This is a genomic window from Brevibacillus composti (genome assembly GCF_016406105.1).
Classification (GTDB): domain Bacteria; phylum Bacillota; class Bacilli; order Brevibacillales; family Brevibacillaceae; genus Brevibacillus; species Brevibacillus composti.
In genome coordinates, this window is record NZ_CP066308.1 from 3,013,522 (window position 1) to 3,035,974 (window position 22,453).

The following is a 22,453-nucleotide window of genomic DNA, read 5'->3' on the forward strand; positions in this document are numbered from 1 at the left end:
AGCCCGCCCTTATGATGGCAACATTTGTTCAGCCCCCTGTACGCCTCCCCATGCAGACTCCTATCCGCTTCCGCACAAACTACCTGCAGAGAACGAAAATGATGCTGCATACGGAGGTGAATCGGTTGGCGAAACGAAAAGCGGCCCGCCCGTTTTTGCTCCTGCTTGCCATTGTTTGTCTTTTCTTATCCAGTACGAATCCGTCCGAGGCGGCCAAACAGCAGGCTGACGAAATCGCGATCAGCGTCCGGGTCTCTCCGGCGTCTTCACATGTCTCCCGGCTTACGGTTCGACCTGCCAAAAGCTTGATCCGCTCCATTTTGAAAAGTCCGGAAGCCCCCGCCGGTGCGCCTCCCCATCCCGTACGGGCGACGGTGGAGATAAAAGGAACGCGCTATTTCCTCGGTTATGACGGGGCTTTCCATGATCCGGCGCACCGAAAAAACATCCGCTTGCCGGCGGCGACCTATCGCCAATTGGACCAGCACGTCACCCTGCTCGAAAGCAGCCACTACGGAAAGCAGCTTCCCTGGGACGAGGTGCGCCAGCACTTTCGACGGATGAGCCACGCTACCGTGATCGACCTGGAGACGGGAGAGCAATTTCGCGTCCAGCGCCGGGCGGGAAGCAGACACGCCGACGTGCAGCCGCTCACCCGCGAAGACACCCGCACGATGAAACAGATCTACCAGGGGAAATGGAGCTGGAAAAGACGGGCCATCCTCGTTTATATCAATGGCACACACTACGCCGCCTCGATGCACGGGATGCCGCACGGAGCCGGAGCGATCCAGGGCAATCAGTTCCCCGGCCATTTCTGCATCCATTTTCAGGGCAGCTCCACCCATCGCAAAACAGAGCCCGATCCCAGCCATAGCCTGATGATTCTCAAGGCTTCCGGAAAGCTCTATGAAACGATCAACGCCGCTTTGCCGGAGCAGCTGGCCGATTATTTCCTGACGTCTCTGCACGAGCATGACCACTATGCCTTGAGTCTGACGACCGCCAGCGAATCGCTGCCCGCCACATTGACGGGAATCCAGTCGATCAAGCGCAGCAACCCTTATGAGCAGCATGAAGCGGAGCCACTCCTTGAGATCGAGCTGGCGGTCCGGGTGGACTATCTGGATCAACGCGGACGGGAGCATAAAGACACCTGGGCGTTCACCATCGCCCGGCTGTCGCCATGTGACCCCTGGAAAATCGTAGAGGTCCTGCCGGAATCACATAAGAGGCTGTCCCGTGGATGAACAGGACAGCCTCTTATTCATCTCCCGCCCCGATCTGAAACTCGCCAAAGGTGGACAAGACGCTGTTGTACTCTGCCAGATCGCGAATGCGAATCCCTTTTTTCAGCGAGGCGATCTCTTCTGGCGAGAGCCGGGCCTCCATTTTTTCTGTGCTGATCCGGTAAAAGGTTTGTATCACTTCCGCTTCTTCCGGCAAGCCGTGAAAGAGCGTCAGCATGCCGTCTGCGGAAATTCCGATGTAGCCGTTCTCCTTGCATTCCGGAGCGAGGTCGTTTTCCCGCTTTAACAGGATCAGCTTGTCCGGCTCGGCCGCTACGATTTCCCACCCCTGATGGGCGGTCAACGTCTGCGCCACCTCGCTGCGCGGGACTTTCGTCACTTCTTCCGTCTTCACTCCGCATAAATAGGTCCTGGCAAAGACCACCTGGTAAGCGCCGCTCATCATGCCCGCATCGGCCGTCGTCGCCACGGAAACCGCGCCGCTCCTCGTGTCTGCCACACTCTTACCGGCCAAAAATCCACCGACCAACCCCGCTGCCAAAGCAGCACTCCACGCCGTGTAAACCATCCACTGCCGTCTCATGTACCTAAGCCCTTTCTCTCATTTTTTTACAAGTGTGGCCGAAAAGTGAGAAAAGCATACCCATAACCCCGGCAAGATTCGCATCTTTATGACAAATACCACATGGAATTTATACCAATAGCAAGTAAGACATGATAGAATGAACGTGATTGCTATATTTTTCAATCATTGGAGGAATGCTAGATTATGAAAAAAACGGGCTCTCAAAAGCTGCTTAGCTGTTTGCTGACGGCGGTGCTGGCCGCAGGAGTTTTGTCCTACCCCGCTAACGCAGCAAGCGCGAATGCCGAAGCCACCATCAAATTGCGTCTGTTGGAAACGACGGACCTCCACACCAACATCGTGAACTACGACTATTACCAGGACAAGGCTACGGATGAATTTGGCCTGGCCAAAACAGCGTCCCTCATCAAACAGGCTCGCGAAGAAGTGACCAACTCGATGCTGTTTGACAACGGCGATTTGATCCAAGGAAACCCGCTGGGTGACTATGTAGCCAAAATCAACCCGCTGAAAGACGGAGAAACCCACCCCGTATACAAAGCCATGAACCTGTTGAACTACGATGCCGGCAATATCGGAAACCATGAGTTCAACTTCGGTCTGGAGCATCTGGACCGCAGCCTGAAGGGCTCCAAATTCCCTTATGTCAATGCCAACGTCTATGTGGATGACAAAGATGGCAATCCGAACAACGATAAAAACTACTTCACTCCCTACCTGATCCTGGATCGCACCTTCAAAGACGAGCAAGGCAAAGGCGTCAAGCTGAAAGTAGGCGTCATCGGCTTCGTGCCTCCGCAAATCATGAACTGGGACAAGGCCCATCTCGAAGGCAAAGTGATCGCCAAAGACATCGTGGAAACGGCCAAAAAATACGTGCCGGAAATGAAGAAAGCCGGCGCAGACCTGATCGTCGCCATCCCTCACTCCGGCATTGGTCCGGTAGAAGCGGGAGCCAATCTGGAAAACGCCAGCTATCAACTGACAACGGTAGAAGGAATTGACGCGGTTCTGTTTGGCCACTCCCACTCCGTCTTCCCGGGCCCGGGCTTTGACGATATTCCGGGAATAGACAACCAAAAGGGGCTGATCAACGGCAAGCCTGCGGTGATGCCAGGATTCTGGGGCAACCACCTGGGCATCGTGGATCTCACCCTGAAAAAAGAAAAAGGCAAGTGGACAGTCGCAGACGCCAGCACCAAAGCGCTGCCGATCTTTGACAAAGCGGAGAAAAAGCCGCTCGTCGATGCAGACCCGTCGATCGTGGAAGCGGTAAAAGAAGATCACGACCATACGGTAGAGTGGGTGCGCTCGGCAGTAGGCACCACCACCTCGCCGATCTTCAGCTTCTTCGCCCTGGTGCAAGACGATCCATCGATTCAGATCGTGACCAATGCACAGAAGTGGTTTGTCGAAAAGAATATCAAAGGAACGGAGTATGAAAACATTCCGGTACTCTCCGCGGGCGCTCCGTTTAAGGCGGGCGGACGCAACGGCGCCACTTACTACACCAACATCCCGGCCGGCACGATCGCCATCAAGAACGTATCCGACCTGTACATCTATCCAAACACGCTGAAGGCGGTATTGGTGAATGGAACCCAGTTGAAGGATTGGCTGGAGCGCTCCGCCGGTCAGTTTAACCAGATCGACGTGAAAAAAGCGGAAGAGCAAGCCTTGATCAATGAAGCGTTCCCTACCTACAACTTTGACGTGATCGACGGCGTGACTTATCAGATCGACGTGACCCAGCCTGCCAAGTACAATATTGAAGGCAAGCTGGAAAACCCAGAGGCAAACCGCATCAAAAACCTCCAGTACAACGGCAAGGAAGTAAAGGCGGAAGACAAGTTCATCATCGTCACTAACAACTACCGTGCCAGCGGCGGCGGAAACTTCCCGGGTGCGGACGGCTCGACGATCGTCATCGATTCGCCGGACGAAAACCGTCAAATCGTCATCGACTACATCCTCAGCCAAAAAACGATTAACCCTGCCGCGGACAACAACTGGTCCTTTGCTCCGATCAGCGAGAAAGTAAACGTGACGTTCACGACTTCTCCTGATGCGAAGCCCTTTGCGGAAAACATGCCGCATCTGAAATACTTGTCCACCTTGGAGAGCGGTTTTGCGAAATTCAGCATCGACCTCTCCCAATCGGCAGCGAAATAAGTCCAAAAGAAAAGCTGATGGCCCCGGCCGTCAGCTTTTTTCGTTGCCCTTTGTTGCATATGTTCACCCGCATGTTACCCGACAAAATGGTATTTCCCCCAAGGTGAATGGTGGAAGAGCTCCACCCCTGCACGTAAAAAATCCTGGCGCGCCTCGCGCAGCCTCTCCTCCATCTGCGTCAACTGGATCACCCCTCGCATGTGATAGCCCGGGCGGTTTCCGTAGACACCGGTCACCTCGCGCAACAGATTATCCGGATAGCGAAGCAACTGGTGAATCATCCAGATTTGCGTGTCGCTCAGATAATGGATCTGCGAGTACGCATCGATCGCCTCCACAAACGATGACAGGCGATATTCTTGCAGCAGCAGCATCCTTCCCATGAACTGCACGAGGTCGACAAGCTGCATATCCTGACCGACTGTGTCCAGGTCGATCAGATAGCAGCTCCCCCGTGGCGTGAGGAGGAAATTATGGCTGGCGACATCCCTGTGAGCGAGGGTCCCATGCTCGTAGGCGGCAAACAGCTCTGCCGTGAGCGGCATCTTGTACGCCGCCTGGAGGATGTGTCTGGCATCGTGGATGGCCTCTTCCGCCATCTCCATGATCAATTGCTCCAGCCTGTTCTGCGGTCCTTTTTGCTCGATTTGCCAGGTGATTCGCTCAAAATGCTCCAAGCGGCCTTCCCATTTGTCCAAAAGGGCCGGCTTCCCGTCAATCGGAAACGGCTCCGAGCTGGGAAAGTGGCGGGCGGCCTGATGGAATCGGGCGAGAGTCATCGCCGCTTTTTTCACATCGGACAAGGACGCATTATCCGACTCGCGGCCGTCAATCATTTTCATGATCGTGTAGAACTTCCCGCCGTAGGGAAAGATCTTTTCGCCTGTGCTATCCGCGATGTATTGCACCGTATGCAGGAAACCCTTGTGACGCAGAAATTCAGAGAGACGGATCACCCAGTCTGCCTTCTCTCGCTGTTTGTATCCTTTCAGAATCCAATGGCCCCGATCCGTTTTCAGGTAGCTCACGTTCCGACGGGGTCTTGCCCCGTATATTCGGCAGCGGAATGCTTTTTCAAGAGACGGAACAATGGATTTATTCATGCCTGAGGGTTCAGGAGGAAGATTCGTCATATCCTGTATCCCAATCAGGCCATACTTCAGGAGCAGGTTTCGCTGCCGGGCCTGTGGAAGCGGGATATGGCGTGGGATTGTGCTGGTCAGAAACGCCGCCGTGATCATCGGAACATGGCTTCATTGGATACGGAGAGGAACTGGAGGATGAATCTTCATACCTTCTCGCCATCCTGCGCGGTCCGCGATGCGCAAAAGGCTCCATCTCATCAAAGTACGGATGAATCATTGGCATCATCGGTGGCAGAGTGTCCGGCATCATCGGAGGAAAGCCGAACGGCATCGCGTTTGGCATACCGTAGGGAGGCAACCCTTGCATGGTGTGCGGCAGCACCATCGATGGCATCATCCCAGGATGCGGCATCGGCTGGTAGTACGGCATCATATCAGCATAGGATTCTGCCTGGACGTACGGCATCTGCATGGGAGAGCGGCCGCAGGGCGGGCAGGGTCTTGGTTCGGGACGATAGGTCTCTTGTGGCAGCACTTGCGGGTACGGCTGCATCGGCTGATGGGGCAGGGCCGGGCTTACCCGTCCAGGCGGCTGCGGCTTCATTGAAGCGGGCGGCAGCGTCTGCTGCGGACTTACCCTCATGGGCGGCAGCGTCTGCTGCGGACTTACCCTCATGGGCGGCAGCGGCTTACCTTTTGCGGGCGGCTGGCTGGGCGGTGCCAGCGGAGCGAGCTTCGGTTGCGGCGGCGGCATGATCGGGCGCGGCACCGGCGGTGAAACCGTCTGAGGCGACACGCGCGGCTGCGGGACCATCTGAGGCGAGACGCGCGGCTGCGGCCGAGGCCTTGCTGGCGGCAATGGCGGCAAAGCGGGAGGCAAATTGATATTGGGCAAGGAAGGCAGGGCCTCTGGCGTATCCATTTCCGCTTCGATTTCCACACTGTCTTCCGGCTCGAGGTCTTCCTCGTGATCCTCCACGATTTCCTCCTCCATGTCCATATCCATGTCCAGCTCTTCTTCTTCCGGTGTCTCGATCGGTCTTGCCTCAATTCTCTCCGGCACTTCCGGCATCCTGCGCTCTTCGATTGGTCTTTCCTTTACCTGCGGCGATTCGATTCCTCTCACGATCGGGCTTTCCTTCGCCTGCGGCGACTCGATTCCTCTCACGATCGGGCTTTCCTTCACCTGCGGCGACTCGATTCCTCTCACGATCGGGCTTTCCTTCACCTGCGGCGACTCGATTCCTCTCACGATCGGGCTTTCCCCCATCTGATTGGCGGAGTCCGTGGCCGAAGACGGGCGCTGCGGTCTCGGGCGGACCGGCACCCCACTCGCCGGAATTTTTACGCGCAGGCCGGGATAGATGAGATCAGGATTTTTAATCTGACTGTTCAGGCGGAGCAGCTCTTTAAAGTCAACCCCATATCGTTTTGCGATTTTCCACATGGTATCGCCTTTTTGAACTACATGAATTCTCACTGTTTCTCCTCCCTCTGGAAAACTCCCTACCATGATATGCACCCATGGGCTTTTTGCTCCCCCGGCAGATTTGGGGGCGCGCCCATCTTTGTCACCACCCCGGCCTGCGCCTCGCCCAAAAGGGGCAGAAAAAAAAACCACCCATCAGGTGGTTTTGTAGAGGTAAGAGGGATAGGTGCCCAGCTGTCTGACCTGACAGCCCAGGGCCTCGATCTCGGCGAAAGCGCCCGGAAGCAGGACATCATCCATCTTTTGTTCGATGTCAATGACGAAATAATAGCTGCCCAGCCCCTTTTTCGTCGGGCGGGATTCGATCTTGGACAGGTTGATCTTGCGCCAAGCAAAGGCAGCCAGCACCTGGTACAGCGCTCCGGGGAAATCCTCCGGCATCGTCACCAGGATCGTCGTCTTTTCCTTGGGGCAGAGCGGCATGTCGAGCGGTTCTGTGCCGATCAGCAAAAAGCGCGTGTAGTTATTGGAATAGTCTTGAATTTCCTGAGCGGCAAATGAGAGCGGGTAAATCTCCGGATTCAAGCGGGTGCCAATGGCCGCCCAGGCTTCCTCCGGATGCTCGCTGACGATCTGCGCCGCTTTGGCTGTGCTGTTGGTGTACTCGATAGTCGCTTGGGGGAGATGCTCCCGGATAAAATTATGGCATTGGGCGATGGCATGCGGATGCGACAAGATGCGCTGAATCGATGACAATTGCAGCGGCTCCTCGCGGCGTGCGATCAGCAGATGCTGGGAGATCGGCAGAGCCAACTCGGCGAGAATAGGCAAATCCACTTCGTGAATGAGCCAGTCCAAGGCCGAATTGACCGTGCCTTCGATCGTATTTTCGATCGGAACGACACCGTAATCCACTTTTCCCTCGGCGACGGCACTAATTACATCAATAATGCTCGGATAAGGCAAATGCTGAAACCTCTGCCCGGCTGTCAAAGCCCTCGCGGCTTCCTCGCTGAAGGTTCCATGCGGCCCTAAAAAAGCTAGCTTCTTCTCCATGGTAGTACTCCTATCCGTATTTACTATCTCTCTTCGAATACTACCTGTGCGCCATGGTGATCCGGTTTCAGCTGCATCGCGCGATAAGCGACGCCTTGTTCGCTCATCACCTGCTCCACAAATGGACTCAGCCGCCCCAAATCCGCTTCTGTCTGGTAGAAGCAAAGGATCGTGGGACCAGCGCCGCTCAGCGTGGCTCCCAGCGCTCCATGTTCGTTTGCTCCTGCCAATATCTCCGACAGACCGGGCACGAGCTTGGCACGGTACGGCTGATGCATCCGATCCTTCATCGCCTGGCTCAACAGGTCAAGCCTGCCATGAGCCAATGCGGCCACCAGCAGACTGCTATGACCAACATTATAAATCACATCCTGCTTGCTGTACAACGTCGGCAGGACATTTCTCGCTTTTTCAGTCGAAAGCGGTGCATTCGGAATGATGGCCAGGATATGCAGCGCTTCAGGAGGCCCAAAGCGCACAAACGGGATCGGCTCGTCCTCGTTCTCCGGCATGCTGGCTACGACCACGCCGCCAAAAAGGGACGCTCCCACATTGTCAGGATGGCCTTCGCGCCAGGAAGCCATGCGGAAGAGGTCTTCGCGAGAAAACGGCTGGCCGGCCAGCTGATTGGCGGCGACCAGCGCCCCCACGATCGCGGCGGCACTGCTGCCCAGCCCCCTGGTCAACGGTGCATCGCTGCTTGCCCGGATATGCAGCTCCGGTACTGCCTGGCCCGCCTCGCGGAACAGATCGGCGGCCACTTCGTAGAGCAAATTGCTTTTATTTTGCGGCAGGCCCTGCAGTTCAGGGCCTACCAGTTCAATAACCGTCTTCTCCGCTACGCTCATCTCCACGGAGGAGTACAGGGAAAATGCCATGCCGACCGTGTCAAAGCCGGGACCGAGATTGGCAGTGCTTGCGGGAATGCTTACACGTACGGCAGATTGTCGAGCCATTATGCCTCCCCTGCCCTCTCGCCGATCAGCGCCATCACCGCTTGGCGGGTGGCAGGGACGGAACGGGGCTCTTCGCCGACGAGCCCCAGCGCAATATTCGGGTCTTTCAAGCCATTTCCGGTCAAGACGCATGCGACCCTGGCACCGTCCGGCACCTTGCCCAGCCTGCGGGACTTGATCACGCCCGCGAGCGAAGCCGCAGATGCCGGTTCGCAGAAGATGCCCTCATGCTTCGCCAGCAGTTGATAGGCTTCGAGAATCTCTTCATCCGTCACGCTGTCGACAAGGCCGGCGGACTCGGAGATGGCTGCAAGCGCCCCCTCTTTGCTGGCAGGGTTGCCGATCCGGATGGCCGTGGCAATCGTCTCCGGATTATGTACCGTCTCGCCGCGCACCAATGGAGCGGCACCCGCTGCCTGAAAGCCGTACATTTTGGGCAGCGAGGCGATCAGTCCTTTTTCCTGATACTCGCGGAAGCCCTTCCAGTAGGCCGTAATATTCCCCGCATTGCCCACCGGAATCGCCAGGATGTCAGGCGCCTTGCCGAGTGCGTCGCAGATTTCAAAGGCGGAGGTTTTTTGTCCTTCGATTCGGTATGGATTGACCGAGTTGACCAGCGTAATCGGCTCGGATGCCGTAATGTCGCGAACGATATGCAGGGCTTCGTCAAAATTGCCGTCGATGGCGATGACTTCAGCGCCGTAGGCGATCGCCTGGGCCAGCTTGCCCAGCGCGATGTTGCCGTTCGGGATCAAGACGATGCAGCGCAGGCCGGCACGAGCTGCATAGGCTGCTGCCGCTGCCGAGGTATTTCCGGTCGAGGCGCACATGATCGTACGGCTTCCCTCTTCCACTGCCTTGGCTACAGCCATGACCATGCCGCGGTCTTTAAACGATCCGGTCGGATTCAATCCTTCGTATTTAAAATGAAGCTCCACGCCGATTTTTGCGCTCAGATTGGGCGCGTGAATCAGCGGCGTGCTCCCTTCGTGCAGGCTGAGCAGCGGTGTCTTCTCCGTCACCGGCAAAAAGCTCTTGTAACGTTCCAGAATTCCCGTATGACGGCTGATGGTAATTGGCGATGATGGCTGACTCATCTCTTACTCTCCTCCCTCGACCCGATAGCAGCTCTTGATCTCTTCGACGATTTCCATGCCCTCCATGTAGGCGAGGACGCTGTCCATATCGCTCTTGGCTGCCTGATGCGTGACCAGAATGATTTCGGCCTGGCTGCCGTTGTTGTATGGCTGTTGCACGACCTGCTCCAGCGAGATGTTTTTCTCTGCCAACAGTTGTGTCACTTTCGCAAGCACGCCTCGCTTGTCGGCGACGACCATGCGGAGGAAATACTTGGACAGCTTTTCGCTGTCAGCTTTTAACACCTTTTCTTTGTAAGGGGCGACGACGCCTCGTCCGTTTACGCCCAGCTTCATGTTTTTCACCACGGTTACCAGGTCGGATACCACCGCCGTGGCTGTTGGCAGCTCTCCGGCACCCGGTCCGTAGAACATCGTCTCGCCGACCGCTTCTCCGTGGACGTAGACGGCATTGAATACGCCGTTTACCGAAGCGAGCGGATGATGCTTGGCCACCATCGTCGGCTGTACGCTGACCTCGATCGCCTCTCCGTCGCGGCGGGCCAAGCCCAGCAGTTTGACTTCATAGCCGAGTCGCTTGCCGTAGGCGATATCTTCTTTCGAGACGCTGCTGATGCCCTTGACGTCCACATCCTCCAGCTTCATCGGCACGCGGAAGCCCAATGTGGCCAAGATCGCCATCTTGCGGGCAGCGTCAAAGCCTTCCACGTCAGAGGTAGGATCGGCTTCCGCATAGCCGAGTGCCTGCGCTTCTTTCAGGACGTCGGCATAATCGGCGCCCTCCTGGCTCATCTTGGTCATGATGTAGTTCGTCGTCCCGTTGACGATGCCCATCATTTTGGTGATGCGGTCCGAAGCGAAGCCTTCGACCAGTGCGCGGAGAATCGGGATGCCCCCGGCGACGCTGGCTTCGTAGAACACATCACAGCCTTTTTCCTCCGCCTTGGCGAGGATTTCGGCACCGTGCAGCGCCATCAGATCCTTGTTGGCCGTCACGACGTGCTTGCCCTGTTCGAGAGCGGCCAGGATGTACTCGCGCGCCGGCGAGATGCCGCCGATCACTTCGACCACGACATCAATATCCGCATCATTCAGAATTTCGTCTGCATTTGTCGTCAGTAGCGGATCCATTTCGCTGATGCTGCGCGATTTCTCAGCATTCTGAACGAGGATTTTCGTAATTTCGATGCCCAGCCCGGTCTGCTTCTGCAGATCCTCCTGGTGGGCCTGAACAATCCGGACGACCCCTGTTCCCACTGTTCCAAAGCCCATTAAGCCTACACGTACGATTTGCTTCTCCATCTGTTCTCCTCCTCTATGGGCGGCTTATCCGCGACCGACGATCATCGCTTTGCGGACGCCGTTTATCTCTTGCAGTCCTTCCAGAAACTCGGTGCTGGGCACCTTCAGATTGGCCATGTCCACCGACAGCGTGATATTGGCGATGCCCTGCAGCGGAATCGTCTGGTTGATGGTCAAAACGTTGCCCCCTTGGTCCGCTACGAATTGCAGCACACGTGAGAGCAGCCCGGAACGGTGTTCCAATGCAAAGGTAATCGTCATGATCTTTTCGCTCATCATCGCATTGAACGGAAAAATGCTGTCCTTGTACTTGTAAAAGGCGCTCCTGCTCAATCCGACCCGCTCGACCGCCTCATTAACCGTGTCTACCTCGCCGGAATCGAGCAATTTTTTCGCTTCAATCGTTTTCGCAATCGACTCGGGCAGGATGTCTGCGCGTATCAGATAGAACTTTTCTTCCCTGTTCACTCACTATGTCCTCCTGAGAAAAACAGTTGTATTTACATAGGGGACATTATATCTGATTCCTCATGATCTGACAATCCTTTCTCCGATATTTTCTCAAATCGGGCCTCCTGCTTCCGCTCTCTACATGAGACGGCAGTTCCTGGAGAGACTATAACCCATCCTGATCAGAAACGAGGTGATGGAAGTTGGCAGGACGCGGCAAAATGGATAAATCCCAAAGACGCAATAACTACCCGGCCAGCAAGCCAAGTGATCTGGATCAATTCGGAGACGAGATGCGCGGGAAAAAGATGGCGCAGTCTCCGCATATCACGGAAGATCCGAGCGGCAATCGCTAGGTGTCGACCGAGAAAAAGTATGCCTGTCCGGGGCATACTTTTTTTCGGGGCCGTCTTTGTTGGGCCTTGCAGGACTTTGATGGGCTTAAGAATAGAAAAAACCGCTCCTCAGGAAGAAGCGGCTTGCGAAATCTTGCGGTAATAGTCGCGCAAGGCTTTTTGGTGCTTTTCATTCATATCCGTAAAGTTCAGCCCGATGACCGATTTCCCGTTCTCATAGGCTTTTTCCACCACTTTTGCCATGGCCACCAGCTCCTGCGGCGTACCGGGCAATTGAAAGGACAGGTGGAGAAACTCTCCAACCGATACGAAGCCGTCTGTGCTCATCACCAGTCCTTCCGGAGAAAAAGACAGCAGATTCCCCGTTCCGTTTTCCTCAATCGGGCGTGCCCCCATGACTTTGTAAGGAATCGTGATGGCCACATCCGGTTTGTACAGTTGGGGCTGTCCTTTGGCCGCACTCACCAATCCGACGGGCTGAAGGCGAAGCATGCTGACCGGCCAGACGGCCTCCTCCTGGACGACCTGCATATCCAGGGTTGTGACCGCCGTATCCGTTTCCCAGCGCATGCGAACGGCAGCGCCGACCAGGGAACCCATCGCTCCCGCATCCTGTGTATACGACGCGATCAGATATCCCGGCTCCACGTGTTCGACCAATACCATCAGCGTTTGGTTCACCTTTGTCGCGACCATCATGGGCAAGACGGCCCCGCGATGCAATCTTCGGTCAGCCAGAAAAGGGGACAGGGAGACTACTTCAGCCATACCATTCATCACTCCACAAATTCAAACTCAAAGTCGCCAATCCGAACGGTATCCTTATCCCTGGCGCCATGCCGGCGCAAGGCGTCGTCAACTCCCATACTGCGCATCATGCGCGCAAAGCGCTGAACCGAATCATAGCTGTTCAGGTTGGTCATGCGCACCAGTTTTTCGATCTTTTCTCCACTGACGATAAACGTGTCATCCTCTCGCGTGATAAAGAACGGTTCGGGTTCTTTTTCCGCGCGAAATACGACCCGCTCTTCTGCTTCCGCCACTTCTTCCACCGTGAGCTTGTCCGGGATGGTTTCCAGCAGGTCCGCGATGGCGTACATCAATTCCTGCAGACCCTGCCTGGTCGCCGCGGAGATCTCGTAGACCTTGATGTCCGGCAGCTTTTCCTTGAAGCGCTTCAGGTTTTCCTGGGCTTCGGGCAAATCCATCTTGTTGGCAGCCACGATCTGATGACGCTCTTCCAAGCGCATATTGTACAGTCTCAATTCCTTGTTGATCTGCACAAAGTCCTCATAAGGGTCTCGTCCGTCCACAGCAGCCATGTCGATCACGTGGACGATCAGGCGCGTGCGCTCGACGTGACGCAGGAACTGATGTCCCAGCCCCACGCCCTCATGAGCTCCCTCGATCAAACCCGGGAGGTCGGCGATGACAAAGCTGCGCTCTCCCAAGTCCACCACACCCAAATTGGGCGTGAGTGTGGTAAAGTGGTAGTCGGCAATCTTTGGCTTGGCTGCCGTCACGGAAGAGAGCAGCGTCGATTTCCCCACGCTGGGGTAACCGACCAGGCCCACATCCGCCATGACTTTCAGCTCCAGCGTGATGTATCGCTCCTGGCCCGGCTCGCCGTTTTCGGAAATATGCGGGGCCGGATTGGCCGGCGTCGAGAAGCGCATGTTTCCGCGACCGCCGCGGCCGCCTTTGGCAATCACGGCCCGCTGGCCATGCTCCACCAAATCGGCGATCACTTCCCCCGTATCATCGTCTACCACGGTCGTGCCCGGGGGAACCCGGACGATCAGATCCTCTGCACCTGCCCCGTGCTGTGCCTTGTTCCGTCCGTGCTCGCCGCGCGGCGCCTTGAAGTGGCGCTGGTATTTAAAATCTACCAGCGTGCGCAGACCTTCGTCCACGACGAAGATGACGTCCCCGCCGCGGCCGCCGTCACCGCCGGCAGGACCACCCAGCGGCACGTATTTTTCTCTCCGGAAAGAGACGGCTCCGTTTCCTCCGTCTCCTCCTTTCACGTACACTTTCGCTTGATCGACAAACATGGTGTCACCTCTATCCTTCGACAACCGGAATCACCAATTCCAGTATCCATTCCTCATCTGTATGTATCCACTCGGCGACAGTCACCGTGCTCGCCATACCGTCACGTACCAGTTTTTCCAGATCAGCCGCTCCGGATGCACGAATTTTGCCCGCCAGATCAAATCGGACGCGCATCTCCCGCTCTCCGCCCAGAAGGAAAAGCTGCATGCTGGCCGGTTCATACTGATTCTGTTCCAGACGCTGATAAACCGCGCAAACCGTACCTGCTATGGTGCGAAACAAGGTTTCCTGATCCAGCGCTGTCCGTGCAAGATCGACGTGATTGCATACGTCTACTTCCAGGATCATGTCCTTGTGCAGCGCGTTGAAAGTTAAAAAGAAGACGGATAGCATCGAGCAGTTCAATCGGGCCAGCATGCTTTCCTGCATCGCCAGTTCAGACACGCGCTTCAGGTAGGCCTCTCCCTCCTCCGGGCGTCCCAGACGAAGATAGCCAAGGAGCACCTGCAGATGGTTTAACCAGTCATGACGCTGCCGATTCAGTACGGTCAGCAGTTCGTCCGTTTGCTGCGTAAACAGCTTTCGCTCGTCTATCATCTTCCCCACCCAGACCGATAAGAATTTCTTTTCTTGTCCCATTGTAACACATGCATCTGCGGACATAAAGAAAACCCAGCAACAAGGCTGGGTTTTTCGTTTCCGTATTTACGCTTGTACAGCGACCGGCTCGATCACCACTTGTTTGCGATCGCGGCCCAGACGCTTGAAGCGAACAACACCGTCTGCAGTTGCAAACAGAGTGTCGTCTCCGCCTTTCATCACGTTTTCACCTGGGTAGATTTTCGTACCGCGTTGGCGAACGAGGATGTTACCGGCTTTTACGAATTGACCGTCGCCGCGCTTAACGCCAAGACGCTTGGCGATGGAATCGCGACCGTTCTTCGTGGAACCTACCCCTTTTTTGGAGGCGAAGAACTGAAGATCCACAGTAAAGAGCATTTTCATCATGAGGCACCTCCTTGCCATTTATCATCTTGTACCGCAACGTATGATCCGTACTGCTCAGCAACCGCGAGCAAAGATATCACCATGCTCTCGGCCAGCAATTGCTGTTTCTCGTGGAGCTCCGTATCCTCCAGGGATGGAATGCTCCAGCGGAGAAACCCGCCGCCCTGCTGGGCCTGCGAGACCTGCGGAACGATGCCGAGCAGAGGGTGAATTGCATTCAAAGTGCCAAAACTGATCGCAGACACCGCAGAGCAGACAATGTCTGATCCGTAGGCTGCCGCATTGGCATGTCCGGAAATGCACACCTCTTTGATTCCGTACGGCGCTCGATTCACGATCACTTCAATCATAACCGTTTCCTACTATTAAGCGTTGATCTTTTCGATCACAACTTTAGTGAACGGTTGACGGTGACCTTGCTTGCGACGGTAGTTTTTCTTGGATTTGTATTTGAACACGATAATTTTTTGGCCTTTACCGTGTTTTTCTACTTTACCCGTTACCGTTGCGCCAGCTACAGTAGGAGCTCCTGCTGTAACCTTGCCGTCTTTGCTTACAAAGAGAACTTTGTCGAAAGTAACTGTGTCACCTTCAGTAGCAGGCAGCTTCTCGATGAAGAGAACCGCTCCCTCTTCTACTTTGTACTGTTTTCCACCGGTTTCGATAATAGCGTACATGTGTGTGCACCTCCTATACTCAGACTCGCCTGTGCAGGTGCGCCGCGAGCGGCGTCTTTCGCTACCTGTTTCGTGCGGTTACAGTATGCTGTGAGGCATAGCTGTATGACAACCATTAGAATACCATAGCCCAGTCCGCCTAGTCAAGGTTTTTTTGTTCGAGTGAGGTACAGCCGTTCGGCCTCTTCCGCACGTCCGGCGTAGAGGATCCGATACCGGTCACCTGCCAGTTCTTCGCCCGGCAGCACATGCAAGTGGAGCGGCCATCCTTCCACCGGGGCTTGTCCGCTCTGCCACTTTTCATACAGCCGCCGGGACAGCTCGACTAATGCGGCTTCCGCCTCCTGCGTGCGCACCACAGCAGCCAAATCTTCCCGCAGATGCTGAAAATGTACGGCGCTGTGCAAGAGCCGACCGCTCCCTGCACAGCAGGAACAGGTCTCTGTCATCCGCTCGGCCAGACTGGCTCCGGTGCGCTTTCGCGTCACTTCGACCAGACCGAGCGGCGTCATTCCGATCACTGCGGCAGGAACCGGATCGTCAGCCAGTGACGTGCGCAAGGCCTGCAGCACACGCTCGCGATTGGCAGACTCGCGCATATTGATAAAATCAATCAGCACGATGCCGCCGATGTCCCGCAGGCGCAGCTGCCGCGCGATCTCCCGGGCAGCCTCCACATTGGCCAGGGTGACAGCCTGTTCCCGCTGCTGCCCCCCTCTCCCCTGAAAAGCTCCCGTGTTCACATCGATGACGGTCAGCGCCTCTGTCCGCTCGATCACAAGATTGCCGCCGCCGGGCAGGGGCACCTCGCGATGGAGGGCGGCCATCAGCTGTTCGCGTATCCCCCATTGCCAAAACAACGGCTCCCGCTCCCGGTGCCAACGGAGCTTTGCCAGCGATTCCGGAAACAATGCTTGCATCAGCCGGCGTGTCTCTTGGTACAAACCGGCATCCTCCACGACTACTTCCGCCACATCAGCCGACAAAAAGTCGCGCAAGGCAGACTCGATCACATCATCCCCCTGCCACACGGGACCGGGCGTTCTTTTTCCACGGGCGGCAAGCAGAATCTGCTGCCAGCGCTCGCGCAAAAACATCCATTCCTGTTGGAGCTGCTCTCTGTCTGCCTCTGCGGCCTCCGTGCGGACCACGACGCCTTCCCCGTCTGCCAGCAGTCCGAGCATAACCGCCTGCAATTCCGCCCGTTTCTGCGGATCCCTGATTTTGCGGGAGAGGGAGACCGGCTCTGCTCCCGCTCCGTTTCCTTCCGGCGGCAGGTACACCAAGAGGCGGCCTTGCAGGCTGATCTGCGTCGTGAGGCGGGGGGCCTTCGATTCCGTCGCTTCTTTGATCACCTGGACGAGCAGCGTTTCCCCTTCGCGCACGAAATGGCTGATGGATCGCTCCTCCGCTCCCCGCTGCTTGGGCGGTGCCGCCTCGTCCACGTAGAGAAAGGCATGCTCATCCGTACCGATATCGAGAAAGGCCGACTGAATGCCTGGTACCACTCTCGCTACCTTTCCCAGGTAGATGGCGCCGATCCGCGGTTCCCCGCTCTCTGATCGCGTGCGCCACTCTGCCAGTCTCGACTGCTCCAGCAGCGCGATGCGCATCTGTCCGTCTGCCGTGCCGATGCCGATTCTTTTCACCGAACTACCTCCTCGCCGTCGCCCAGCTTCCCCCGGCCAGCCCCCATCTTCCTATGGTTCGGCTGGCGGAGGCACCGTAATCTGTATCCGTAATCTAGCATAGCCGGCACGGAAAGAAAAGCGTAAATGGCGAGATCTGATCGCGAACAGCCTGCGTAGAAGGACTCGCGCAGGCGAGGTATCCAAACTGGCTGTCGGCATCACAGCTTCAGCAACTTACTTACCGGTGTATCTTGCTTTTGCTCAAACAGCACCGCTTGCAGCAATTCATCCTCAGGCAGCATCCCCGCTCCCCTGACATAAACCAGGTGGGTGTATCCCCTGCACAGCAGATGGGACACCTCGATGACGGTCGCGGTCGGGGAAACCGTCAATGCGCGGACCGCCTGTTCGTCTGCCATACGCACATATTTCTCCATGAGGAAGCGGATAAATTGATAGGGAAAGCGCAGAGTTGCCTGGATGTTGATCGCGAGAAGATAAGCCGCCACCACAGCTACATTCATGTGCAGGGAGAGGCCCGCTATCCCGAACATCAGGGCCGCCAGCATGGTACTGGCCGCGAGCGAAGAAATAGCCGCTTTTCGATAAGGGAGATACCAGCATAAGATCGCTTGTATGATACGCCCCCCATCCAGCGGCCAGATCGGCAAGAGGTTAAATCCTGCGATAATGAGATTGCTTTTGAGAAAGAACAGCGCCCACTCCTCGGTCCAGAAGCCCGCACTCCAGCAGGCCCAAGAGAAGGCCATCATGACGATATTCATAAAGGGACCGGCGAGCGCCACCACGATTTCATCCATCGGATCTGCGGCATACGCCTCCTCGATCGTAGCTACCCCGCCAAAAGGCAGGAGCTGTACCTCCGTTACCGTCCATCCCAGCTCTCGGGCAACGGCTACATGCCCCATCTCATGGATGCAGACGATGATGAACAGCGTGATGACCTCGGTGAACATCCCCATCAGGAGCGAGAGGCCGATCACGCCCCAGAAGAGCAGGTGGATGCGGATGCGGATCCCGAAGAGACGTCCGTCATTCAAAGGAGATCACTTCCAGTGGGTCAACCGGCTTCTCCTGCACAAGCATGCCCAGGTACAGGTGACGCGCCTGTTCATTGGCCCCGCGGGAGATCCCGATGACCTGCCCAGGCTCGAGAAAATCATCCTCGCTGACATGGACTTGCTCCAGATTGCCAAACCAGATTTCCCTTCCCTTGGTCAAACGGACGACGACGGTCTGGCCATAGCCTGGCTTATCGCCCACATAGGTGACCCAGCCTGTCTCGCCCATCGTCACAGAGCCGTCTCCTTCGGTGCTGAGCACCACCTTGGTGCTTTTGGGGTCATATGGTTTTACGACTCTCCACGTCGCTGGCCACATCCAGACCTCCCCTGTCTTCGGCGCGGCTGCCGGGACGGCTTTGGTCCCCGAGAGCGACGGCAACAGCGTCGGCAGCGAGCCAAACCTCGCCTCATACCACTCGGCCGCACCGGAAAAGTTAAAATCGCGCGTCATCACTTCACGCGCTTGGTTTTTCCAGGAGGCAGGCAGCAAAGAGGAGTTGAATAGCACATACGCAAAGCCGATTAAGAGCAGGGAAGCCGCGATCTGCATGCTCCATTTTTCCTGCGTGGGGGACGGATTCAGACCGTTTCGGTTATGGCGGGAAGAGAACGGGTGGGAATCGCTGAACGAACCGGAAAAGGGATCGGGATCCGTATCGACCGGGTCCTTCCAGTCATCCACAAACGGAGCCAGACTGTCCCTCGTCTGGGTGCGAATCCGCTCCATCCGCTCCCTCCTTCTCTCCCTGACTCGGTTGACTTCATCAAACATGTACCATCCCTCCGAAGGCCAAGCTTTGGTACATCTTATGACTTGTCTCGCCGCATTATTCTATTGGCTTCGCCAGAGAGATGGACATGCAAAAAAGCAGTCCCTCCAGCGAGAGACTGCTTTTCGTATCTGCCTAATTTTACAGTTTTGCAACGTTGGCAGCTTGAGGACCACGGCTACCTTGAACGATTTCGAATTCTACTTTTTGTCCTTCTTCGAGAGTTTTGAAACCCTCAGACTGGATTGCGCTGTAGTGTACGAATACGTCGTCTCCACCTTCAACTTGGATGAAGCCGTATCCTTTCTCCGCATTGAACCATTTCACGATACCTTGTTGCATGAAACAAACCTCCTAAACATTGCGCCTCTTGAGGCGAAAAAGTGTACCGTTAACCTGTTTTTACAGAGAAGTTTTTTCAGGTATGGGAAAAAGTCATACCACAGCGAGATTTGACCACGTGGTGGCGGCTTCTCACCGAAGGTACGACCCACAACCAATCCATCAAATCACTACAGCTAGTAAAAATGGTTAACTTAGGTTGAGTGTATCATAATCATTTTTATTTGTCACGCATTTTGCACGGGGGGCCTGGCCCTCTTTTTAGTCGAAACGAAGGCTGTCTTTTCTCATCCCGATGTTTAAAACGACGCCCACAATCAGGAAATTGGTGAGCAGCGAACTGCCCCCGTAACTGATAAACGGCAAGGGAATTCCCGTGATGGGCATCAGCTGGATGGTCATGCCGATGTTTTCAAAAACCTGAAAGGTAAACATGCCGACGACGCCGGCCACGACATAGGAGCCAAAGGGATCCTTTACCTCCATGGCGATCCGGATCATCCGGTAGATGAGGAAAAAGAACAGGATCATCAAGAGGCCGCCGCCGATGAAGCCCAGCTTTTCCGCGATCACGGTAAAGATAAAGTCGCTTTCCCCTACCGGCACCCAGCCAAAGCTCGCCTGCGTCGGTGTATTGATCCCTTTGCCAAACAGCTGTCCGGAGCCGATCGCGATCAGGGACTGCTTGAGCTGGAACCCTTTTCCCATCGCTTCCAGATCCGGATTGAGCCAGAAGACGATGCGGTCCCATTGGTAAGGCTTGATAATCTTGAAAAAGATGTCTTCCTTGTATTGATACAACAAGGCCATGGTGCCGAAAAAGCTGCCGACCAGCGTCACAATGTAGAGAAAATGCCTCATCCGGATGCCGCCGACGATCAGCATCGTCGCCAGGATGGCGCTGAACACCAGCGCGCTGCCGAGGTCAGGCTGAACCAAAATCAACAGAAGCGGCACGGCCACGAGCAATACGACGGGCAGCAACTGATAGAAGTAATAAAAACGATTGGGATTCTCCGCCTGCTTGGCGAGGAGCCGGGCTGCCGCCAATATCGTAAACAGCTTCATCGGCTCGGCAGGCTGAAACAGGACCGGCCCGAGATTGTACCAGCTGGTCGTATTGTTGATCGGCGTCGTCTGAAACACACCGATTAAGAGGATAATGCCGATGGCGTAAAATACATAGGCCAGCGAGTAGTACACCCGGTAATCAAACAACAGGGATACAGCCAGCACAAAAAAGCCAATCCCGTACCACAGCACTTGTTTCATGGCCCCGTCGATCCCTTTGGCCGAACCGCTAATCCCGAGGTAGCTGTATACGCAAAGCCCCACCAGAATCAAGAGAATCGGCCAGTCAATCAGCTTCAAATGTCGTTTTTCCAGGTCCATGGCTCATCCTCCTAGAAAACCTGATGCCTCGATCAAAAATCGGGGGCTTCCTGTCCGCCGGGCTTGGCAGACGAAAGGAAAGAACAGGAGGTCTCCTGTTCTTTTTCGATTGATCGTGTGAACGGTTTATTTAAATCCAAAAAACTTGCGCACCTTCTGCAGAACACCCGCTTTTTCATCGAGCGGCTGGAGAGGGACCGATTCCCCCAACAGGCGGCGGGCAATATTGCGGTAGGATATGGACGCGCGCGACTCGTGGTTCATCACCGCCGGCTCTCCCTGGTTGGCGGCCTTGATCACATGATCATCATCCGGGACGACGCCGATCAAGTCAATGGCAAGCAGATCCAAAATGTCTTCGACGTCCAGCATGTCCCCGTTTTTTACCATATGCGGGCGCACGCGGTTGATCACCAGCTTGGGCATCCCCATTTTTTCCCGCTCCAACAGTCCGATGATGCGGTCGGCATCGCGGACAGCCGCTTTCTCCGGGGTCGTCACCACGATCGCCTGGTCCGCGCCGGCCACCGCATTGCGAAAGCCTTGCTCGATTCCCGCCGGACAGTCGATGATGACATAGTCAAATTCACGCTTTAGCTGCGTCACGATCTCTTCCATCTGTTCCGGGTGCACAGCTGTCTTGTCTTTGGTCTGCGCAGCCGGCAAGAGGGAGAGATTTTCAAAACGCTTGTCCTTGATCAAGGCCTGTTGCAGGCGGCAGGCACCTTCGGCAACATCTACCAGATCGTATATTATGCGGTTCTCCAGACCCATCACGACGTCCAGATTGCGCAGGCCGATATCGGTATCCACCATGCAAACCTTTTGGCCCAGAAGTGCAAGAGCCGTTCCCAGATTGGCGGAGGTGGTCGTCTTTCCCACGCCGCCTTTTCCTGATGTTACGACAATTCCAATACCCACATCCGTTCCTCCCTCGCAGTGGCGCCTTTACGCCAGGGCACCACTTTCTACAGCTATATCTCTTGTTTGCGTACACCCAATTCCGGCCGGATCCGCGGCAAGTAGTTCATTTTGGCTACGAGCATGGTGCCGTCTTCCAAATAGGCGAACTCCGTGCCTCCGGATTCCTGTGTCCACTCTTCCCCCGGCTTGCTGATAACCTCCGCGATGCGCAGCTGCGTCGGCGACATGGCCGCAGCGGCAATGATCACCTGCGTATCGCCTTTGATGCCCGCATGTGCGTATCCGCGCAGATTGCCGAGGACGAAGATGCTGCCCGTCGCGCGCACAGTGCCGCCGGGATTGACGTCCCCAAGGATCAGCAGGTCGCCTTCAAACTCCAGTACCTGACCAGAGCGAACCGTAACCACCTGTGTTGAAAAAGTAGATTTGAGGCGCTCGGCAAAGGCTTCTTCCTTCGTGATCACATCAGACTCAATCGTATGGATCACCAGGTTTCCCTTTTGCCGAATGATTTGGGTCAGCTGTTCCTGTTGTTCTGCGGAGCAGTATCGTTTCCCCAATTTCAAAGACACGCGAATCAGGGGTCCTGACAATATTTGTTGATGGCTATGCTCTATTTTTTCTCGCAAATCGGCCAGCAGTTCATCAAAGGTACAGGCATCATCCATGAAAAAAACGAGACCCTCTTTTGTGCCCTTGATTGTGACCTTGCTTTTCACAGTCGTCACCTGTTTCACCTCGACCGATACCATTCGCCATCGTGACAAAAGATTCCTGCTCTGCCTGAAAAAAATGCCGAACCGGGTCGGTCTCCGGACCTATGGACTGGC

24 protein-coding genes and 1 other annotated feature are annotated in these 22,453 nt (G+C 55.8%); of the genes, 3 read left to right on the plus strand and 21 right to left on the minus strand.

Annotated features, from left to right (window positions below; genetic code table 11):
* The first annotated feature begins 125 nt into the window (after positions 1–125).
* The gene (locus JD108_RS15350) at positions 126–1,250 is read left to right on the plus strand and encodes a hypothetical protein (RefSeq protein WP_198826899.1); all 1,125 of its coding nucleotides are present in this window, start codon (positions 126–128) and stop codon (positions 1,248–1,250) included.
* Positions 1,251–1,263: 13 nt separating this feature from the next.
* Here the strand turns inward: JD108_RS15350 and JD108_RS15355 are convergent, their stop codons facing one another.
* On the minus strand, positions 1,264–1,833 hold the full coding sequence (locus JD108_RS15355) for a BofC C-terminal domain-containing protein (protein ID WP_198826900.1): 570 nt from the start codon (positions 1,831–1,833) through the stop codon (positions 1,264–1,266).
* 186 nt (positions 1,834–2,019) lie between these two features.
* On the opposite strand from JD108_RS15355, the gene JD108_RS15360 reads away from it, so the two are divergent.
* A complete protein-coding gene (locus JD108_RS15360; protein WP_198826901.1) occupies positions 2,020–4,008 on the plus strand; it encodes a bifunctional 2',3'-cyclic-nucleotide 2'-phosphodiesterase/3'-nucleotidase in 1,989 nt (662 codons plus the stop codon).
* A gap of 74 nt (positions 4,009–4,082) precedes the next feature.
* On the opposite strand, the gene JD108_RS15365 is transcribed toward JD108_RS15360, so the two are convergent.
* From JD108_RS15365 to JD108_RS15395, 7 genes are all read right to left on the minus strand, one after another.
* Positions 4,083–5,111 (minus strand): phosphotransferase, encoded by a 1,029-nt coding sequence (locus tag JD108_RS15365; RefSeq protein ID WP_198826902.1) that lies wholly within the window; start codon positions 5,109–5,111, stop codon positions 4,083–4,085.
* 10 nt (positions 5,112–5,121) lie between these two features.
* Complete coding sequence (safA, locus tag JD108_RS15370; RefSeq protein ID WP_198826903.1) at positions 5,122–6,573, minus strand: SafA/ExsA family spore coat assembly protein; 1,452 nt, start codon at positions 6,571–6,573, stop codon at positions 5,122–5,124.
* 144 nt (positions 6,574–6,717) lie between these two features.
* Positions 6,718–7,578, minus strand: a complete 861-nt coding sequence (gene pheA, locus JD108_RS15375; protein ID WP_198826904.1) for a prephenate dehydratase — start codon at positions 7,576–7,578, stop codon at positions 6,718–6,720.
* Positions 7,579–7,601: 23 nt separating this feature from the next.
* Positions 7,602–8,534 (minus strand): homoserine kinase, encoded by a 933-nt coding sequence (thrB, locus tag JD108_RS15380; protein ID WP_198826905.1) that lies wholly within the window; start codon positions 8,532–8,534, stop codon positions 7,602–7,604.
* A complete protein-coding gene (gene thrC, locus JD108_RS15385) occupies positions 8,534–9,631 on the minus strand; it encodes a threonine synthase (RefSeq protein WP_198826906.1) in 1,098 nt (365 codons plus the stop codon). The genes thrB and thrC overlap by 1 nt, the downstream gene beginning before the upstream one ends.
* Positions 9,632–9,634: 3 nt before the next feature.
* Positions 9,635–10,933 carry a homoserine dehydrogenase gene (locus JD108_RS15390; RefSeq protein ID WP_198826907.1) on the minus strand — a complete coding sequence of 433 codons (1,299 nt, stop codon included), beginning with the start codon at positions 10,931–10,933 and terminating at the stop codon, positions 9,635–9,637.
* Between the two features lie 24 nt (positions 10,934–10,957).
* On the minus strand, positions 10,958–11,401 hold the full coding sequence (locus JD108_RS15395) for an ACT domain-containing protein (protein WP_198826908.1): 444 nt from the start codon (positions 11,399–11,401) through the stop codon (positions 10,958–10,960).
* 203 nt (positions 11,402–11,604) lie between these two features.
* Between JD108_RS15395 and JD108_RS22610 the strand changes: the two genes are divergently transcribed.
* On the plus strand, positions 11,605–11,739 hold the full coding sequence (locus JD108_RS22610) for a hypothetical protein (protein WP_267459279.1): 135 nt from the start codon (positions 11,605–11,607) through the stop codon (positions 11,737–11,739).
* A 108-nt stretch (positions 11,740–11,847) separates the two neighbouring features.
* Here the strand turns inward: JD108_RS22610 and JD108_RS15400 are convergent, their stop codons facing one another.
* The 13 genes from JD108_RS15400 to minC form a co-directional block, all read right to left on the minus strand.
* On the minus strand, positions 11,848–12,507 hold the full coding sequence (locus JD108_RS15400) for a PilZ domain-containing protein (protein ID WP_198826909.1): 660 nt from the start codon (positions 12,505–12,507) through the stop codon (positions 11,848–11,850).
* Positions 12,508–12,515: 8 nt separating this feature from the next.
* Positions 12,516–13,793: a GTPase ObgE gene (obgE, locus tag JD108_RS15405; RefSeq protein ID WP_198826910.1), complete on the minus strand. Its 1,278-nt coding sequence runs from the start codon at positions 13,791–13,793 to the stop codon at positions 12,516–12,518.
* A 10-nt stretch (positions 13,794–13,803) separates the two neighbouring features.
* A complete protein-coding gene (locus tag JD108_RS15410) occupies positions 13,804–14,391 on the minus strand; it encodes a Spo0B domain-containing protein (protein WP_198826911.1) in 588 nt (195 codons plus the stop codon).
* A gap of 108 nt (positions 14,392–14,499) precedes the next feature.
* On the minus strand, positions 14,500–14,793 hold the full coding sequence (rpmA, locus tag JD108_RS15415; RefSeq protein WP_198830147.1) for a 50S ribosomal protein L27: 294 nt from the start codon (positions 14,791–14,793) through the stop codon (positions 14,500–14,502).
* A gap of 5 nt (positions 14,794–14,798) precedes the next feature.
* The gene (locus JD108_RS15420) at positions 14,799–15,152 is read right to left on the minus strand and encodes a ribosomal-processing cysteine protease Prp (protein WP_198826912.1); all 354 of its coding nucleotides are present in this window, start codon (positions 15,150–15,152) and stop codon (positions 14,799–14,801) included.
* Between the two features lie 15 nt (positions 15,153–15,167).
* Positions 15,168–15,479 carry a 50S ribosomal protein L21 gene (rplU, locus tag JD108_RS15425; RefSeq protein WP_198826913.1) on the minus strand — a complete coding sequence of 104 codons (312 nt, stop codon included), beginning with the start codon at positions 15,477–15,479 and terminating at the stop codon, positions 15,168–15,170.
* A gap of 11 nt (positions 15,480–15,490) precedes the next feature.
* Positions 15,491–15,569: a sequence feature (ribosomal protein L21 leader region), on the minus strand.
* A gap of 53 nt (positions 15,570–15,622) precedes the next feature.
* Positions 15,623–17,128, minus strand: a complete 1,506-nt coding sequence (locus JD108_RS15430) for an Rne/Rng family ribonuclease (RefSeq protein WP_198826914.1) — start codon at positions 17,126–17,128, stop codon at positions 15,623–15,625.
* A 200-nt stretch (positions 17,129–17,328) separates the two neighbouring features.
* Complete coding sequence (locus JD108_RS15435; RefSeq protein WP_198826915.1) at positions 17,329–18,171, minus strand: M50 family metallopeptidase; 843 nt, start codon at positions 18,169–18,171, stop codon at positions 17,329–17,331.
* Positions 18,164–18,967 carry a M23 family metallopeptidase gene (locus JD108_RS15440; protein ID WP_198826916.1) on the minus strand — a complete coding sequence of 268 codons (804 nt, stop codon included), beginning with the start codon at positions 18,965–18,967 and terminating at the stop codon, positions 18,164–18,166. The genes JD108_RS15435 and JD108_RS15440 overlap by 8 nt, the downstream gene beginning before the upstream one ends.
* A gap of 139 nt (positions 18,968–19,106) precedes the next feature.
* Positions 19,107–19,307 carry a cold-shock protein gene (locus JD108_RS15445; protein WP_198826917.1) on the minus strand — a complete coding sequence of 67 codons (201 nt, stop codon included), beginning with the start codon at positions 19,305–19,307 and terminating at the stop codon, positions 19,107–19,109.
* 261 nt (positions 19,308–19,568) lie between these two features.
* A complete protein-coding gene (gene rodA, locus JD108_RS15450; protein WP_198826918.1) occupies positions 19,569–20,699 on the minus strand; it encodes a rod shape-determining protein RodA in 1,131 nt (376 codons plus the stop codon).
* 126 nt (positions 20,700–20,825) lie between these two features.
* Positions 20,826–21,620 (minus strand): septum site-determining protein MinD, encoded by a 795-nt coding sequence (gene minD, locus JD108_RS15455; protein ID WP_198826919.1) that lies wholly within the window; start codon positions 21,618–21,620, stop codon positions 20,826–20,828.
* Positions 21,621–21,673: 53 nt separating this feature from the next.
* The gene (gene minC / locus JD108_RS15460) at positions 21,674–22,375 is read right to left on the minus strand and encodes a septum site-determining protein MinC (RefSeq protein ID WP_198830148.1); all 702 of its coding nucleotides are present in this window, start codon (positions 22,373–22,375) and stop codon (positions 21,674–21,676) included.
* Positions 22,376–22,453: the final 78 nt, after the last annotated feature.